Genomic DNA, 16,196 nt, shown 5'->3' with positions numbered 1-16,196 from the left:
GAAAGACCCATATGCGCCTGCAGGTCCCGGGACCCGCCGGGGCGATCTAACGGCCCGCCAGCACGCTGTGCCGGCGGCTCCAGAGTAGATAGACGGTAAGGCCCACCAGGTTCCAGCCCAGGAAGAGCCAGCGGGTCAAGGCCGGCAGGCTCCAGAAGAGGTAGAGGCATCCGGCGATCGCCAGGGGGCCGACGATCCACCAGAGGGGTGTGCGGAAGGGCCGGGGAAGGTCCGGTCTCTGGACCCGCAGGATCATCATCGAGACCGCTGTGGCCACGAAGGCCGCCAGGGTGCCGGCGTTGGCAAGCTCGGCGATCAGCTTCAGGGGCGCGGCGCCGGCGATGACGGCGGCCAGCAGCCCCGTGAAGACCGTGACGCGGACAGGGGCGCCACGCGGACTGATCCGGGCCAGGGCGCGAGGCAGGAGACCGTCCCGGGCCATGGCGAAGAAGACCCGGCTCTGGCCGAACATGAAGGCCAGGATGACGGTGGGCAGGGCGACGACAGCGACGGCGGCGATCAGGACGGCGGCCAGGTCATGCCCACCGGAGCGGAGGATGAAGGCCAGGGGCTCGCCGCTCTCGGAGAACACCTGCCAGGGCGAGCCGCCCACGGCGACGGCGGCCACCGCCATGTAGATCACTGCACAGGCCGCCATGGACCCGATGATGCCCCGGGTCAGGTCCCGGCCCGGGTTCTCGGCCTCCTCGGCGGCGGTCGAGATGGCGTCAAATCCATAGAAGGCGAAGAAGATCAGGGCGGCGGCGGCCATGACCCCCCGGGGTGCCCCGTCGGGCCCGACCTGTCCGGAAAACCCGAAGGGCAGGAAGGGGGTGAACCGTTCGGGGTCAAAGGCCGGCAGGGTCAGGGCGACGAAGGCCGCCAGGGCGGCGATCTTCAGGACCACCAGGCCGAGATTGAGGTTGGCGCTCTCCCTCAGGCCCACCAGCAGCATGCCGGCTACGGCCAGGGTGATCAGCACCGCAGGCAGGTTGACGAGTCCTCCGGCCTGGCCGGCCAGAAGTCCGGCGGCGAGGCCCGGAGGCAGGTCCATCCCCCGGGCGGCCAGAAAGCCCTGGGCATAGCCGGACCAGCCCACAGCCACGGCTGAGCACACCACCGTGTACTCGAGGATCAGGCTCCAGCCGATGATCCAGGCGACCATCTCGCCCATGCCGGCGTAGGAATAGGAATAGGCGCTGCCCGCATGGGGCATGAGGGTAGCCATCTCGGCATAGCAGAGGGCAGCTAGGGTGCAGACCCCGCCAGCAATGGCGAAGGACAGGATGACCCCCGGTCCCGCAAGGCCGGCCCCCACCCCCGTCAGGGTGTAGATGCCGGTGCCGACGATGGCGCCGACCCCCAGGGCCATGAGGTGGGGCCATCGCAGGGTGGCGCGAAGCTCATGCTCGCCCTGGGTGGCGGGCCGCTGATCCACGGCCCTTCGCCGGGTGATGAAGCTCATGGTCGTCGTCCCCCAGCCCCCAAAAGGGACCCACTGTCGACCAGACCTTGGCCTGCATTGGCGCAGGCGGGCAAGAGGGGTAGGAAGTCCAGCTCATTCAAGAAAGTAAGGGGGGCTGCACATGCCGGGACTCGGAAAGCTTGCGGGCGTGGCCGCGGCGGTCGTCCTGGCCCTTGCGGGTGCCGCCCGGGCGGACGCTCCGGCCCTGACCCGTCTGATCTCCGACTACGAGGCCTGGAGCCTTTCGGACGATCCCTTCGATGCGAGCCGGGAGGGCGATCGGGCGGCCCTGGAGCGCCTTCCGGATCCAAGCCCCGCCGCAGACGCCCGCCGCCGGACCGCCCTTGTCGCCTTCCGTGCCCGGCTTCAGGCCCTGCCAGCCGGGGGTGGCGACGCCACAGATCGCCTGAACCGCGACTTCCTGGGCTGGACCCTGGACCGCCGGATTGCCAGCCTCGACTTTGATGAGGCCCGCATGCCCTTCAATTCCGACGGCGGCTTCGACCAGACCCTGGCCTACATCGCCGGGGGAACGCCCATGCGGACGGCGGCGGATGCCCGCGCCTGGATCGCCCGGCTGAAGGCGGCTCCCGCCTATTTCGACGCCCACATCGCCAACGCCCGGAGGGGGGTAGCCTCGGGCTTCACCCAGCCGCGTTCGACCGTGGAACAGGTCCTGGCCCGGGCCCGGGCAGCCGCCGCGACGCCGCCGGCTACGGATCCCCTGCTCTCGCCCCTGTCGCGTCTGCCCGCCGATATGGCGGCGGACACCCGCGCCGCCCTAAGGGTCGAGGCGGAGGCCGCCGTACGCGATGGCCTGCAGCCGGCCCGTCGGCGCTTCGTCCAGTTCCTCGAGACCGAGTACCTGCCCGCCGCCCGCAAGTCCCTGGGCGCCCGCTCTCTGCCGGGCGGAGAGGCCTATTACCGCTGGCTCGTGGCCGACCACACGACGACCCGGATGACACCCGACGAGATCCACGCCATCGGCCTTGCGGAGGTGGCACGCATCCGGCGCGAGATGGAGGGGGTGATCGGCGAGACCGGCTTCAAAGGAGACTTCCCGGCCTTCCTGGCCATGCTGCGGTCCGATCCCCGGTTCTATGCGGACAGCCGTGAGGCCCTGTTGGAAAAGGCATCGCGGATTGCCAAGCGGATCGACGATGAACTGCCCGCCTGGTTCGCCACCCTGCCCCGGCTCACCTATGGCGTCCGTCCGGTGCCGGCCGAGATCGAGGAGACCTACACCACGGGGCGCTATTTCGGCGGCTCTGCAGCCCGGGGCGTCGCGGGCGGCTACATGGTCAATACCTCCCGCCTGGACCAGCGTCCGCTCTACGAACTGCCGGCCCTGACCCTGCATGAGGCGGTGCCGGGCCATCACCTGCAGATCGCCCTGGCCGAGGAGGCGACGGGGGTTCCCCGCTTCCGCCGCTCGGCGGACGTGACGGCCTTTACCGAAGGCTGGGGCCTCTACGCCGAGAAGCTGGGCGGCGAGATGGGGATCTACCGCGACCCCTGGGAGCGGTTCGGCCGCCTGTCCTATGAGATGTGGCGCGCCTGCCGGCTGGTGGCGGATACGGGCATTCACTGGAAGGGCTGGACCCTGGACCAGGCGCGGGCCTGCTTTATCGAGAACAGCGCGCTTTCGCCCTTGAACATCGAGGTCGAACTGGCCCGCTACGTGTCCTGGCCCGGCCAGGCCCTGGCCTACAAGACCGGCGAGATGCGCATCGTCGCCCTGCGCGAGGCGGCTCACCGGCGACTGGGCGAGCGGTTCGACATCCGGCGGTTCCACGATGCGGTCCTGCTGGCGGGTCCCCTGCCCCTGGACATGCTGGAGACCCGGATCCAGGCCTGGACCGAGGCGGAGGCCGCGCGCAAGCCCTAGGTAAAAAGTGAGATCCTGTTCCGATAACCGGTTCCCACTTATCGGAACAAGATCTAGCCCGGCCAGAGGTCCTGGGCCGCGCCCTTCCGGTTGAGGCCGCGGACGGCGCGCTTGACCACCTCGATCAGCCGCCGGCGGCGGTCGTCGGAGTCGTAGGTCAGGCCGCCAAGGGCGAGGCCCTCGAGGAGGAACCGCCCCAGGTCCCGGCTGGCCTGAGACCGCGGATCCTCCCCGGCCTGGGACACCGCACCGAACCGCCCGCCGAGGCGGCCGGCGTCGAAGTCGGCCATCAGCCCGGTCAGGGCGGAGGCGACCTCTGCATCACCCCGGGCGGCGGCACGGAGTTCCACGAAGACCCGGAACACCGGCTCCTGGAGAAGCGCCCAGTAGGTGTCGATGGCATGGTCTGAGGCGTCGACGCCCGGCGGGGGCCGTCCTGAGGCGTCGAAGAGCGCGGCCATCTCCCGTGCAAGGTGAGCGGCAAGGGCCCTCAGGAAGGCGGGACGGTCCGGAAAGTGGTAGAGAAGGGCGGTGCGGGCGACCCCGGCACCGGACGCCACAGCGGCGGGCGTCGCCACCGAGACCCCGCCGGTCGCGATCAGGTTAACCGCGACCTCCATCAAGGCGCGCCGTGTGCGCTCCGACCGCGTCCCGCGGCGACCCTGTTCAGTTCCGGACATGACGGGCCTTGTCCATGCTCGGCGTCGCTGTGGCAATGACCAGCATGACGCGGATGTCCGGACGCACCCATTGTGTCAAAGCTTTGGGCACCGCGGCCCGGCACTTGCGCACGTCATTGATCTGACATGCAATCAAACTAGCTCACTTTGCCGACATGGGGTCATCGGCGGGGGGCTGCGGTGATGATGCACAACGAACACCGATACCGGACGGTCTTCATTTCGGACGTCCACCTCGGCACCAAGGGGTGCCAGGCCGAACTCCTGCTCGACTTCATCAAGACCGCGGAATTCGACACCCTCTACCTCGTAGGCGACATCATCGACGGCTGGAAGCTCCGGAACGGCTGGTATTGGCCCCAGGCCCACAACGACGTGGTGCAGAAGATCCTTCGGCTGGCCCGCAAGGGCGTGAAGGTTATCTACGTGCCCGGCAATCATGATGAGGCGGCGCGGGACTTCGTTGGTCATCGCTTCGGGGACGTCCTGGTCATGCGGGACGCGATCCACGTGACTGCAGATGGCCGGCGTTTCCTTGTGACCCATGGCGATGAATTCGACGGCGTCCTGCAGCACGCCCGCTGGCTGGCCTTTGTCGGCGACTGGGCCTACCGGACGCTCTTGACCGTGAACACAGTCTTTAACCGGTTGCGCCGGCGGTTCGGCTTTGGCTACTGGTCCCTGTCCGCCTACCTGAAGATGAAGGTGAAGAACGCCGTCCAGTTCATCGAAAATTACGAGGAAGCTGTCGCCGAGGAGGCGCGTCGCAGGGGCGTCGACGGGGTGATTTGCGGACACATTCACAAGGCAGAGATCCGCCAGTTCGACGACATCTTGTACGTCAACGACGGCGACTGGGTCGAAAGCTGCACGGCGATTGCCGAACGGGAAGACGGCGAACTGATCCTGCTGGACTGGAGCCGGGAGCAGAGGCGCCTTCTGCGTGCCGTCCCCCAGGGCGAGGTTGCTGGAGCGCCCGAGCCCAGCCTGGCAGCCTGAAGCCAACCCATTGACCTGCCGCCTGATTTGGTGGCAGTACAGCTGTCATGAAGGCCATGGGCGATATGCCGGAGAGTCTCTCCAGGGGCCAGCAGAAGGCCCAGACCGAGGCGCGGATCCTCGACGTCGTGAGCCGGCTGCTCGAAGAGGGTCGGCTTGAAGAGGCCGCCTTCTCCGAGATCGCCCGCCTGGCCGGCGTCGGCGAACGGACCGTTTATCGCTATTTCCCCACCCGCGACGCCCTAATGGGCGCGTTCTGGGCCCGGCTCCAGACCGAGGGCCTGCCGCCAAGCCGGCCCTCCATGCGCCGGGTCCGGGAGGGCGTGCGGACCGAGATCGACGGACGCCGGCAACTCCGCATCCTGATCGCGACAGACGCCTGGGAGCCGCAGGTGAACGGTGTGGTCCGGACCCTGACCCGGGTGATCGACGAGATGAGGGGGATGGGACACACGGTAGAGGTCATCTCGCCGGACCAGTTCCGGAGCTTCCCGCTTCCGACCTATCCCGAGATCAAGGTCGCCGTCGGTGCCTATGAGCCCGTGCGAGAGCACTTCAAGGCCTTCGAGCCCCAGGCCATCCACATCGCCACCGAGGGACCCATCGGTCTGGCTGCCCGGCGGATCTGCGTGGAATGGAAGCTGCCCTTCACCACCAGCTATCACACGCGGTTTCCCGAATACGTCTCGGCCCGCCTGCCCCTGCCGCTATCGGCGGGCTACGCCTATATGAGATGGTTCCACAAGCCATCCGGCCGGCTGATGGTGGCCACGCCGACCATGCGCGACGAGCTGGTCCAGCATGGCTTTCGCAATATCACCCCCTGGTCCCGGGGCGTCGACACCGAGCAGTTCCACCCCCTGGGGGAGGGAGACCCGGACGTCTATGCAGGCCTGCCCCGCCCCATCTTCCTGTCCGTGGGACGGGTGGCGGTTGAGAAGAATATCGAGGCCTTCCTGGCCCTTGACCTGCCGGGTACGAAGGTCGTGGTGGGGGACGGTCCGCAGCGCGAGGAGCTGGGGGCCCGATACCCCGGAGCCATCTTCCGGGGCGCCCGGTTCGATGACGACCTAGCCGCCCATTTTGCAGGTGCCGACGTCTTCGTCTTTCCCTCCCTGACGGACACCTTCGGCCTGGTGATCCTGGAGGCCATGGCAACGGGAACACCCGTGGCGGCCTATCCGGCCCCGGGGCCGATCGACATCATCCCTGGATCTGGTGCCGGTGTCCTGGCTCTGACGGCCACGGAGGGCCTGCGGGAAGCCTGCCTGGAGGCGGTCAAGCTGGACCGGACCGCCGTGCGCCGCTTCGCGGAGGGATTCTCCTGGCGGGCCTGCGCGGAGGATTTCGTCCGCAACCTCCAGCCCTGGCCGGAACCTGAGAAGAACCGCTTCTGGCGACGCCTGCGGAGGATGACCCGCCTCAGGAAAAGTCGGGAGGACGTCTAGGCACTGCCCCGGCCCCGGCTCCGGCCCTGCCCCTGAACGAAAGGCGCCGCAGATCCTGAGATCTGCGGCGCAGGCGCCTATGGCTGGGAGCGGCGGGTCAGGCTGCGGGCCGGGCCATGGGGGTTAGTGCGCCCGACGTCGCCTTATTGGCGTCGTGCTGGGCGGCGGGTAGCGGGATCAGGCCGCGGTCCTTGAGGTAGCCGGCGCGGCCGGTGGCGGCGTCGGAGACGAATTCGGCCAGGTACTCACGCAGGCCTTTGGTCACGCCGACGTGGGCCTTCTTCACGTAGATGTAAAGGGACCGGGACAGGGGGTAGGACCCGTCCGAGATGGAGGCGACGGAGGGCTTCACGCCGTTGACCGCCGCGCCCTTCACCTGGTCCATGTTTTCCTCGAGGAAGGACCAACCGAACACACCGAGGGCCCCGGGGGTCTTGGAGAGGGTCTGGACGATGGCGTTATCGTTCTCGCCGGCGTCGATCCAGCCATCCTTGCGGAGGGGATCGACCCTCTCCTTGAACTGCTTCTCGTCCGCCTTCTTGAGGGCCTGGTTGGCGGGGTACATGAGGGCCCCGGCCTCGATGGCCAGTTCGACGAAGGCGTCCCGGGTGCCGGAGGACGGCGGCGGCCCATAGACCTGGATGCGCCCCCGCGGCAGGCCGGCGCCCACCTCGGGCCAGGTCTTGTAGGGGTTGGTCTCGTACTGGCCGAAGCGCAGCACCTTGGCCGCCAGGCCCAGGTAGAGGGCCGAGGTCGAGAAGGCGTAGTCGGGACCCGCCTTGTCCACGGCAACGACGATACCGTCGAAGCCGATCTTCAGCTCTATGATGTCCTTGACCCCCTTGGCAGCGCAGGCGTCAAACTCCGAGCGCTTCATGCGGCGAGAGGCGGTGGCAATGTCGGGGAAGCCGTCGCCAACCCCCGAGCAGAACAGCTTGATGCCGCCGCCGGTGCCGAGGCTTTCGACCTTGGGCGCCTTCATGCCGGTCTTGCGAGCGAACTGCTCAGACACCCGGGTGGCGAAGGGAAAGACGGTGGAGGAGCCGGCGGCCCAGACATAATCCCGAGCGGCGTGGGCCGGTTGGACACCTGCGAGAAGCGTGACGCATCCGGCCAGTGCCATCTTGGCGAAGGTCAGGCGGATCTGGGGCCGGTAGGAAGTGGACGTCATCAGTGTGCTCTCCTGGTCTCAGAACTTCCCGATCTGCGGCCGCGCCTGGAGATGCGCAGTTTGCATGAGTTAATAGCGGCTTAACATGACACTTTCGTTTGGGTGGAACTCAAAAGTCATCCCGGGCTCGGATCTGTAAGCTCCGGACCCAGATGCCAAGATGAAGATGCGTGTTCCCGGCGAGGGGAACACCCCCCGCGACCCTGGCTGTCACAGCCCGCCGTTACGGAGCTCCGGGTGACGCGGGACCGTCAAAGTCGAGGCCGAGATTGTTAAAACCGTCCCCCTGAAAGGCGAGGGTCGCCGTCAGGCCGCAGATGTTGGCGCCTTCGATGCGGGGTCAGAGCAGCCGCGCACGAATGGTCTGGCTGAGCAGGTCGATCAGGGTCACGGCGGTGACGATGACGATCGAGATGGCTGCGGTGAGGGGATAGTTGAAGCTGTTCATGCTGTCGAACAGGATCTGGCCGATACCACCGGCGCCGATCAGACCGAGCACGGTGGCGCTGCGACTGTTCGATTCGAACCGGTAGAGGGCGTAGGAGGTCCACAGGGGCGCGACCTGGGGGATCACCCCCCATACGATTTCCTGAAGTCGCCCGGCGCCGGTCGCCCGGACGCCCTCGACGGGACCCCGATCGATGGACTCGACGGCCTCGGCGAAGAGCTTGGCGAGGACACCGCCGGTGTTGAGGGCCAGGGCCATGACGCCGGCAAAGGGACCAAGGCCCACCGCCACCAGGAAGGCCGTGCCGATGACGAGGTCCGGCACCGACCGGATCAGGTCCATCAAGCGGCGGACCGGGAGCTGGATGAAGGGCGGGGTTACATTGCGCGCGCCGAGGAGCCCCATGGGCACGGCGAGCAGGATGGCCAGGGTCGTGCCCCAAAGGGCCATCTGGATGGTGAGCCACATCTTCTCGATCAGGTCGCGCCAGTTCGAGAAGTCCGGATGCAGGAAGCCCGAGGCGAACTGCCGCATGTTGTCTGAGTTGGAGAACAACAGCGGGAACTTGGAGATCTCGGCCGGGCCGAAGGAGGCGATCAGCAGGACGATGATCCCGCCCCACAGGGCGAAGTCGAACACCCTCTGCCCGAAGGGCCGGGACGGCGGCTCAAGGACGGTGGGTGCGGTCTGGATCATGGATCAGTTTGCGTCGACGGACTGGCCAGTGCGGGCCTGTAGGGCGGCCTCCTCGGCCTTGACCCCGTCCAGCGCCTTACGGGCGTCGGCGATTCGCTTTGGATCCCCGCCGCGCTGGGACTCGAGGACGTTCTCGGTGGCCTCCATCTCGCGCACCCGCAGGAGGTGGTTGTCGTCGGCGGGCTTGAAGCCGCCGATCGAGAGCTTAGCCAGCAGGCCCCGCTGGCGCTCGGCCTCGGGCCCCTCCCCCTGGGCGTAGGTCAGGAAGAACTGGCGGAGCTTTTCCTTGATTGCGGGGTCCAGATCCTTGCGCCAGACGATCGGGTCTTCGGGCAGGCGGGGTGAGGTCCAGACCACGCGCACCTTGTCGCCCAGGGTTGGCTCGCCCTTGGCCGCGCGCTCCACGTCGCGCTCGCGCTGGAGGCGCAGGCTGGTGGTGTTGCCCGTCGCCGCATCCAGGACGCCGTTCGCAACGCCCACCAGGTTGGTGTTGTGGTTGGCCGACTTCAGGGTCTTGAAACAGGTCTGAACGTCGATGCCCTTGGGCGAGAACAGGAAGGTCTTGGGTGCCAGGGTCCCCGAGGTGGACTTGGCGTCGCCGATCCCGAAGTTGAGCGTGCGGTCACAGCGCAGGATATCCTCAAGGGTGGTCTTGCTGGAGGCGGGGACCAGGATCACCGAGTTGTAGCCATCGTCCCCGTTGGGATCGAAGGTGCGGGCGAAGACCTCCCCATTGGCCCGGCGGATGGCCTCGAGGCCCGACAGGTTGGTGAACCAGCCGAAATGGGTCTGCTTGAAGCGCATGGCCTCGACCAGGGCGGTGTAGTTGGCCCCGATGTAGGGCTCGATCCTCAGCCCGGTCGCCTTCTCCATATCGACGATGATCGGGCGCCAGAACGACTCCAGGCTGGAAGCGCTTTCCGGGGCAACGATCGAAAACTTCAGGACGCCCGAAGATCCGTCGGAGGGCGGGGGGGACTGGCGACTGCAGCCAGCGAGGGCGGCGGCACCCAGGCCTGCGGCGGCGATCAGGCCGCGGCGGCTTAGCGTGGTTTCGATCATTGCGGGGCTCCTTCCCAGAAGACGTCCTCGAACTCGGGGCCGTAGATGTCGATCAGACGGTCCTTGTCCAGACCCGAGGCGGGGCCATCATAGACAATCTGGCCGGCCTTGAGGGCGACCACCCGGTCGCAATACCGCATGGCGTAGTCCACCTGGTGAAGGGTGACCACCAGGGTGAGGCCATCGGTGCGGTTCAGGTCGCGCAGGATCTCCATCACCTTGCGGGCCGACACCGGGTCGAGGGAGGCCACAGGCTCGTCCGCGAGGATGATCTTGGCCCGCTGGACCAGGGCCCGGGCGATGGCGCCGCGTTGCTGCTGGCCACCGGACAGGGTGTTGGCGCGCTGGGCGGCGTACTCGGCCACGCCGACCCTGGCGAGGGCCGCCATGGTTGCAGAGACGATCTCCGTCGGCCAGCGCCCGAGAAGGCCCCGGAGGAAGGAAATCCGACCCAGCGAACCCAGGGCGACATTGCCGAACAGGGACAGGCGCCCCACCAGGTTGAACTGCTGGAAGATGAAGCCGATCCGGATCCGCGCCTCGCGGACGCCGGAGGAGATGCGCCCCCCCGACTGGACCGGCGCACCGAAGGCCTCGATCACGCCCGCGCCCGGATCGATCACCTGGAGGCCGGAAATAGACCGGAGAAGGGTGGACTTACCGGATCCCGAGGGGCCGATGAGGGCGATCATCTCGCCGCGGCGGACGTCCAGGGACACGCCGTCGAGCGCCCGGCGGGTGCCGAAGGTCCGCGACACGTTCCGGATCGACAGAACCGCTTCCTCAGCCATACCGGCGACGTCCCCTGATAACTCCAGGGCCCGCGCAGGGCGACGACCCGACCGGCTTATTCGCACGGCGCGGCGTCCCCGGTCCAGCCCGCTCCGCCGTAGGGGGGGCAAGGTTACTCAAAATATACTTTACACAGGGGGCGTCTGGCCCTATTTCCCCGGCTCCGGCGGACCCGTTGTCCTCAAAAGCGCTGCTAACGCCGGATTGGGTTCAACAATCTATTGGGGGTTACGTGAGGTGCAAATGTACCATACGTCCCTGGACCTGGTCCGCGAGCGGTCGCCCGAGCATCCCGTCGCCATTGCGCGACCGGCTGCGGCGTCTCTAGCGGCCCGCTGGTTCCAGGACAATTTCAAAGGCGACGTCTTCTATGCCGTGAAGGCCAATCCGTCTCCTTGGGTCATCAAGGCCCTGGCAGAGAACGGCGTTTCGGCTTTCGATGTCGCCTCGGTTCCCGAGATCGCCCTCGTGCGTGCCCATGCGCCTGACGCCCGTCTGGCCTTCATGCACCCGGTCAAGAGCCGTGCATCCATCCGCGCGGCCTACTTCGACCATGGAGTGAGGACCTTCGCCCTCGACACCCATGAGGAGCTCGAGAAGATCCTCGAGACGACCGAGGGTGCCCAGGACCTCAACCTGATCGTTCGCCTGGCCGTCCAGACCGAAGGAGCCGCCTATTCCCTGGCGGGCAAGTTCGGCGTCGATCTCAACCAGGCCCCCTCCCTCCTGCTGGCCGCCCGCCGGGCGACCCAGGACCTGATGGGTGTCTCCTTCCATGTCGGCAGCCAGTGCATGCGCCCGACCGCCTATAGTGCGGCCATGGCCCAGGCCTCCCGCGCCCTCGTGCGGGCCGGCGTGCTGGCCGACGTGGTCGACGTGGGCGGCGGCTTCCCGTCAATCTATCCGGGCATGACCCCTCCCGCCCTGGACGACTATTTCGACGCCATCCAGCGCGGCTTCGCCGAAATGATGGTCCATGAGAACACCGAGCTCTGGTGCGAACCTGGCCGGGCCCTCGTGGCGGAGGCCTCGTCCATCGTCACCTGCGTGGAGCTGCGCAAGGACGACGCCCTCTACCTGAACGACGGCGCCTACGGTGGCCTGTTCGACGCTGCCCATGCCCGCTGGCCCTTCCCGGTCAAGGCCATGCGGCGGACAGAGCACGGTGCGGAGGTTCTGGACGGCCCCCTGCGCCCGTTCCGGTTCTTCGGTCCGACCTGCGACGCCATCGATTACATGCCCGGCCCGTTCTGGCTGCCCGAGGACGTCGCCGAAGGCGATTTCATCGAGATCGGCATGCTGGGGGCCTATGGCGTGACCATGGCCACCCGTTTCAACGGCTTCGGTGACATCGAGACCGTGGCCTGCGAGGACGCGCCCGCCGCCTCCATGTTCGGCCTCGCCCGCAGGTCCATACCGGTGCCCCGCAGCGAGACCCAGAACGTGGTGAGCCTGAACAAGGCCCGCGGGCGCAAGCGGCGGCGGAAGTAGTGCTCGTCGGACTGCCCAATTCCCCAATAGCGCGGTCGGTCGCTCCGTCCCGGCCGCGCCACTCCCATTGCGACGGGCGCTCACCTCTCCGGAGACCTGAAGAGAATGAACGCTGAATCCTCGAAACCCAATCGCAAGGAAGAGCTGCTGTCGGCCAAGGTCGAACACGTAGCCATCGACCAGTATGACGCCCGCCCGGTGATCGACGCCATGCGGGCCATGAGCTTTACAAGCCGCGATACCGCCCGCGCGGCGGATATCTGGTCCATGTCCCTTGAGGACCCGGACTGCTCGACCTGGCTGACCCTGGCGGGTTCCACCAGCGCCGGCGGCTGCATGCATATCTACCGGGACATGGTGAAGTACGGGATGATCGACGCCATCGTGGCGACGGGCGCCTCGATCATCGACATGGACTTCTTCGAGGCGCTGGGCTTCCGCCATTACCAGGCCCAGTCGAATGTCGACGACCGCGACCTGCGGGACCTCTACATCGACCGCATCTACGACACCTACATCGACGAGGAAGAGCTCCAGAAGTGCGATGCGGTGATCTATGAGATCGCCAACATGCTGGAGCCCCGGCCCTATTCGAGCCGCGAGTTCATCCACGAGATGGGCCGGTGGCTGGCGGCCGGTAACGCCCGCAAGCCCGGCTCCCTCATCGAGACCGCCTTCCACGAAGGCGCGCCGATCTTCTGCCCGGCCTTCACCGATTCCTCGGCTGGCTTTGGCCTGGTGAAACACCAGGTCGAGCGGATGAAGGCGGGCAAGCCCTACATGACCATCGACGCCATCGCCGACTTCCGCGAACTGACGGACATCAAGCTGGCGGCGGGGACCACCGGCCTCCTCATGGTGGGCGGCGGCGTGCCGAAGAACTTCGCCCAGGACACCGTCGTCTGCGCAGAAATCCTTGGCCACGAAGCCGAGATGCACAAGTACGCGGTCCAGATCACCGTGGCCGACGTCCGGGACGGTGCCTGCTCGTCCTCGACGCTCAAGGAGGCCTGCTCCTGGGGCAAGGTGGACGTGACCTGGGAGCAGATGGTCTTCGCCGAGGCCACCACGGTCATTCCCCTGATCGCCTCCGATGCCTGGCATCGCGGGTCCTGGAAGACCCGTCGCAAGCGGCGCTGGGCAGACCTGTTCGCCAAGGCGAGCTAAGCCGGAACCGGGCGCGGGGGTCGCTTCAGATCCCCGCGTACCACTCGTAGCCGCGGTCCTCCCAGTAGCCGCCCCGGCCACCCGAGATGTGGCTGAAGTCCGCCACGACCTCGATGCGCCGCACATACTTAGCGTGCTTGTAGCCCAGCTGCCGCTCGACCCTCAGCCGGACCGGCGCCCCATGGGCGATCCCGAGGGGGGCACCGTTCATCTCATAGGCCAACAGGGTCTGGGGATGCAGGGCGTCCACCAGGTCGATGCTCTCGTAATAGCGCCCCTGCTCCCCCGCCTCCGGGTCCAGGGTATCGAAGCAATGGAAGACCAGATAGCGGGCCTCGGGCTTCAGCCCCGCCTGCGCCAGCAGGGGGCCCAGGCGCGCGCCAGACCAGCGGGCGATGGCCGACCAGCCCTCCACGCAGTCATGTCGGGTTACCTGGCTGCGAGCCGGAAGCGCCCGGAGGGCGGCGAGGTCGAGGGACAGGGGCCTGTCGACCAGGCCGTCCACCACGAGCCGGTAGGCCGCAAAGCTGCCTTTGGCCAGGGCCCGGTAGTCCAGGTCCGAGGGATTCGTCGAGCCGTTGGCCCGGAAGTCGGCGGAGATGGCGGCCTCGGGATATTCCCGGGCCAGGGTCCTGCGGTCGAACAACCGCCGGTGGAGGCCAAGGTTCAGGCGCTCGGCGCTCCTCAGGCCCGTGCGCACCCCGGGGTCGCCCGCGATCCGGTCGCAGGCCGAGACAAAGACGGCCGCCGCCGCCGCCGAAAGACCCCTCAGCCAGGAACGCCGAGAGGCCGTCACGACCTGTCCTTCCCGGGGCCGAAGGTCATCAGGCGCAGGCGGCGGAGGGGCTGGTGCAGGACGAGCATGGCCATGTGGACGAGAAAGAAGAGGGCGAGGGCCAGGGCGCCCAGGAAATGGGCCGAGCGGGCCGACTGCCGCCCTCCGAAGAGGTCTCCGGTCCAGGGCGCTGCAGCGTGGACGGCAGGCGACATGGCGAGGCCCGAGACGATCATGAGGGGCAGGGCGACGGCAACGACGGCAAGGTAGGCCAGGCGCTGCAGGAGGTTGTAGCCCTGCTCCGCCGGCGGAAACCTGAGGGTCAGGTGCCCGACCAGGTCCGCAAGGACTGCCCTGGGCCGGAGCATTTCCCGCGTCGGCGCCAGGACCGAGGCAAGGCGGCCAGACGCCAGGCCCACCACAAGGTAGACGCCCAGGCCCAGGCCCAGGAGCCAGGCGGCGGCCAGGTGCCAGTTCCGGCCCGTGGCGAGGGACGGGTAGCTGGGCAGGGTCGTCCAGGCCGGAAAGGCCCGCTTCTCGCGCTCACCCGCAGGCCCCGACCATCCCAGCACTCCCGTGGTCTCCATCTCGCGTCCGCCCAGCCTGAGGTAGCCGGTGAGGGACTCGCCCCGCTCCCGGGAACCGATCTGCAGCCAGGCCTGCTCCCTGGCGGAAGTCTCGCCGGTATAGAGGGTCGGATGGGCGTTGAAGATCTGCAGGCCGCTGGGCAGCAATAGCAGGACCCCGGCAGCGATCAGGACGTGGGCCAGTCGCACGAGAGCGCCAGGGACCAGGGCCTGGTTGTGGCGGGTTTGGGAACTGGCCGCCTGGGGCTTCAGGGCCTAACCTCTGCAGATTCGAGTGGTCACGGCGAAGGGAACCGGTCTTGGGTGAGTCTGTGGAGGTGTGGAGCGGCGGCGTCAACACCTGGGAATGCGATGAGATGGGTCACCTGAACGTCCGGTTCTGGGTGGCCAAGGCCATGGAGGCCCTCGCCGGCCTGTCGCGCCTGATGGGCATGCCCGACGCCTTTGCGAGCGGCGGCGGTGCCACCCTGGCCGTCCGCGACCTGCATATGCGGTTCCTGCGTGAGGCTCGGGCGGGCGCCTGCCTCTGGGCCTCGGGCGGCGTCATCGCCTTAGGCGAGTCCGATGCCGACCTTCTGGTGGTCCTGCGGCACGCCGATGGTGAGCCCGCCGCCACCTTCCGGATCAAGGTGGACCATGCCACGGCGGGAGACCTCCTGCCCTTTCCCTGGCCAGACCGCATTCGCAAGGCCTGCGCGGGCCTGGCCTGCGAGGTTCCTGCCTTTGCCGCCCCTCGCAGTATTGACCTTGCCCCCCTGGTCCAGACCCGCGCGGGCCTCGCCTTCGCCGAGGAAACCGGCATGACCCGGATCGGCCTCGGCGTCGTGCGGGCCGATGAACTCGATGTCTTCGGGCGGATGCGGCCGGAAATGTTCATCGGCCGGGTCTCCGACGGTGTCGCCCGCCTGTTCGGCCCGACCCGACCTGGACCGGACACCGCCCCCGGGGACCTGCCCCTGCGCATCGGCGGTGCCGTCCTGGAATACCGCGTGGTCCATCATGGCTGGCCCTCGGCCGGCGATCATGTCGAGGTCCGCTCGGGCTTTGCCGACTGCACGTCCCGCACCCGCCGGGTCTTCCACTGGATGGTGGATCCGGTCACCGGCCGGCCCTGGGCCAGCGCCGAGGCGGTGGTGATCAGCTTCGACCTCGACGCGCGCAAGGTGGTCGACATCTCGGAGGCGGCCCAGGCGGAGTTCCGCAGCCGGGCCATCGCCGGGATCGGGCTCTAAGGACCCCTGCGCATCCGGTGACCCCCTCACCCGGCTCCGCCCGGAGCTCCCCCTGATGGGGAGCAATTGGGCGGCTCTAATTCCTCCCCATCAGGGGGAGGTGGACCGGGGCCAAGGCCCCGGGACGGAGGGGGTCTACGGTCTCGCCGCAGCCCCTCGCCGGAAGCTCACCCCGCGACCAGGTCAGTCAGGGTCTGGCGCACCAGGTCTGGCCGTTCCATCGGCAGGAAGTGGGTAGTCCCCGGTATGACCTCCAGCCGGATCCGGCCATCCGCAGTCAGCCCGGCCTCATGGC

General features: G+C 67.9%; 13 protein-coding genes and 2 pseudogenes. 7 read left to right on the top strand and 8 right to left on the bottom strand.

Annotated elements, in window-relative coordinates:
• Positions 1-46 precede the first annotated feature (46 nt).
• Positions 47-1,465: an amino acid permease gene (locus WCJ52_RS00075; RefSeq protein ID WP_336901242.1), complete on the bottom strand. Its 1,419-nt coding sequence runs from the start codon at positions 1,463-1,465 to the stop codon at positions 47-49.
• Between the two features lie 121 nt (positions 1,466-1,586).
• Between WCJ52_RS00075 and WCJ52_RS00070 the strand changes: the two genes are divergently transcribed.
• Positions 1,587-3,353, top strand: a complete 1,767-nt coding sequence (locus tag WCJ52_RS00070) for a DUF885 family protein (protein ID WP_336901241.1) — start codon at positions 1,587-1,589, stop codon at positions 3,351-3,353.
• A gap of 53 nt (positions 3,354-3,406) precedes the next feature.
• Here the strand turns inward: WCJ52_RS00070 and WCJ52_RS00065 are convergent, their stop codons facing one another.
• Positions 3,407-3,973, bottom strand: a complete 567-nt coding sequence (locus WCJ52_RS00065; RefSeq protein ID WP_336901240.1) for a TetR family transcriptional regulator — start codon at positions 3,971-3,973, stop codon at positions 3,407-3,409.
• 243 nt (positions 3,974-4,216) lie between these two features.
• On the opposite strand from WCJ52_RS00065, the pseudogene WCJ52_RS00060 reads away from it, so the two are divergent.
• From WCJ52_RS00060 to WCJ52_RS00050, 3 genes and pseudogenes are all read left to right on the top strand, one after another.
• A pseudogene (locus WCJ52_RS00060) lies at positions 4,217-4,957 on the top strand (UDP-2,3-diacylglucosamine diphosphatase); the annotation flags it as partial.
• A 122-nt stretch (positions 4,958-5,079) separates the two neighbouring features.
• A pseudogene (locus WCJ52_RS00055) lies at positions 5,080-5,274 on the top strand (helix-turn-helix domain-containing protein); the annotation flags it as partial.
• A 60-nt stretch (positions 5,275-5,334) separates the two neighbouring features.
• Positions 5,335-6,480, top strand: a complete 1,146-nt coding sequence (locus WCJ52_RS00050; RefSeq protein WP_336901267.1) for a glycosyltransferase family 1 protein — start codon at positions 5,335-5,337, stop codon at positions 6,478-6,480.
• Between the two features lie 97 nt (positions 6,481-6,577).
• Here WCJ52_RS00050 and WCJ52_RS00045 read toward each other — a convergent pair whose 3' ends face one another.
• The 4 genes from WCJ52_RS00045 to phnC all read right to left on the bottom strand — a co-directional run bounded on the left by WCJ52_RS00045 (position 6,578) and on the right by phnC (position 10,648).
• Positions 6,578-7,603, bottom strand: coding sequence for a substrate-binding domain-containing protein (locus WCJ52_RS00045; protein ID WP_336901266.1), 1,026 nt, complete (start codon positions 7,601-7,603; stop codon positions 6,578-6,580).
• A gap of 388 nt (positions 7,604-7,991) precedes the next feature.
• Entirely contained in the window at positions 7,992-8,795 is an 804-nt protein-coding gene (gene phnE, locus WCJ52_RS00040) for a phosphonate ABC transporter, permease protein PhnE (RefSeq protein ID WP_336901239.1), read from the bottom strand.
• 3 nt (positions 8,796-8,798) lie between these two features.
• Positions 8,799-9,857: a phosphate/phosphite/phosphonate ABC transporter substrate-binding protein gene (gene phnD / locus WCJ52_RS00035; protein WP_336901238.1), complete on the bottom strand. Its 1,059-nt coding sequence runs from the start codon at positions 9,855-9,857 to the stop codon at positions 8,799-8,801.
• Complete coding sequence (phnC, locus tag WCJ52_RS00030; RefSeq protein WP_336901237.1) at positions 9,854-10,648, bottom strand: phosphonate ABC transporter ATP-binding protein; 795 nt, start codon at positions 10,646-10,648, stop codon at positions 9,854-9,856. Before phnC ends, phnD begins: the two co-directional genes overlap by 4 nt.
• Before the next feature lie 238 nt (positions 10,649-10,886).
• On the opposite strand from phnC, the gene WCJ52_RS00025 reads away from it, so the two are divergent.
• Positions 10,887-12,140 carry a type III PLP-dependent enzyme gene (locus WCJ52_RS00025; protein ID WP_336901236.1) on the top strand — a complete coding sequence of 418 codons (1,254 nt, stop codon included), beginning with the start codon at positions 10,887-10,889 and terminating at the stop codon, positions 12,138-12,140.
• A gap of 105 nt (positions 12,141-12,245) precedes the next feature.
• The gene (locus WCJ52_RS00020; protein WP_336901235.1) at positions 12,246-13,307 is read left to right on the top strand and encodes a deoxyhypusine synthase; all 1,062 of its coding nucleotides are present in this window, start codon (positions 12,246-12,248) and stop codon (positions 13,305-13,307) included.
• Between the two features lie 25 nt (positions 13,308-13,332).
• Here WCJ52_RS00020 and WCJ52_RS00015 read toward each other — a convergent pair whose 3' ends face one another.
• Both WCJ52_RS00015 and WCJ52_RS00010 read right to left on the bottom strand, forming a co-directional pair.
• Entirely contained in the window at positions 13,333-14,103 is a 771-nt protein-coding gene (locus tag WCJ52_RS00015; protein ID WP_336901234.1) for a molybdopterin-dependent oxidoreductase, read from the bottom strand.
• Positions 14,100-14,858, bottom strand: a complete 759-nt coding sequence (locus WCJ52_RS00010; RefSeq protein ID WP_336901233.1) for a cytochrome b/b6 domain-containing protein — start codon at positions 14,856-14,858, stop codon at positions 14,100-14,102. Before WCJ52_RS00010 ends, WCJ52_RS00015 begins: the two co-directional genes overlap by 4 nt.
• 110 nt (positions 14,859-14,968) lie before the next feature.
• Here WCJ52_RS00010 and WCJ52_RS00005 point away from each other — a divergent pair, with 110 nt between their 5' ends.
• On the top strand, positions 14,969-15,901 hold the full coding sequence (locus WCJ52_RS00005; protein ID WP_336901232.1) for a thioesterase family protein: 933 nt from the start codon (positions 14,969-14,971) through the stop codon (positions 15,899-15,901).
• Positions 15,902-16,196 lie beyond the last annotated feature (295 nt).

Origin of the sequence: Phenylobacterium sp., from assembly GCF_037138395.1 — a bacterium.
Classification (GTDB): Bacteria; Pseudomonadota; Alphaproteobacteria; order Caulobacterales; family Caulobacteraceae; genus Phenylobacterium.
Note: the sequence above shows the minus strand (reverse complement) of the source record. Positions and strands in the feature narration are given on the sequence as shown.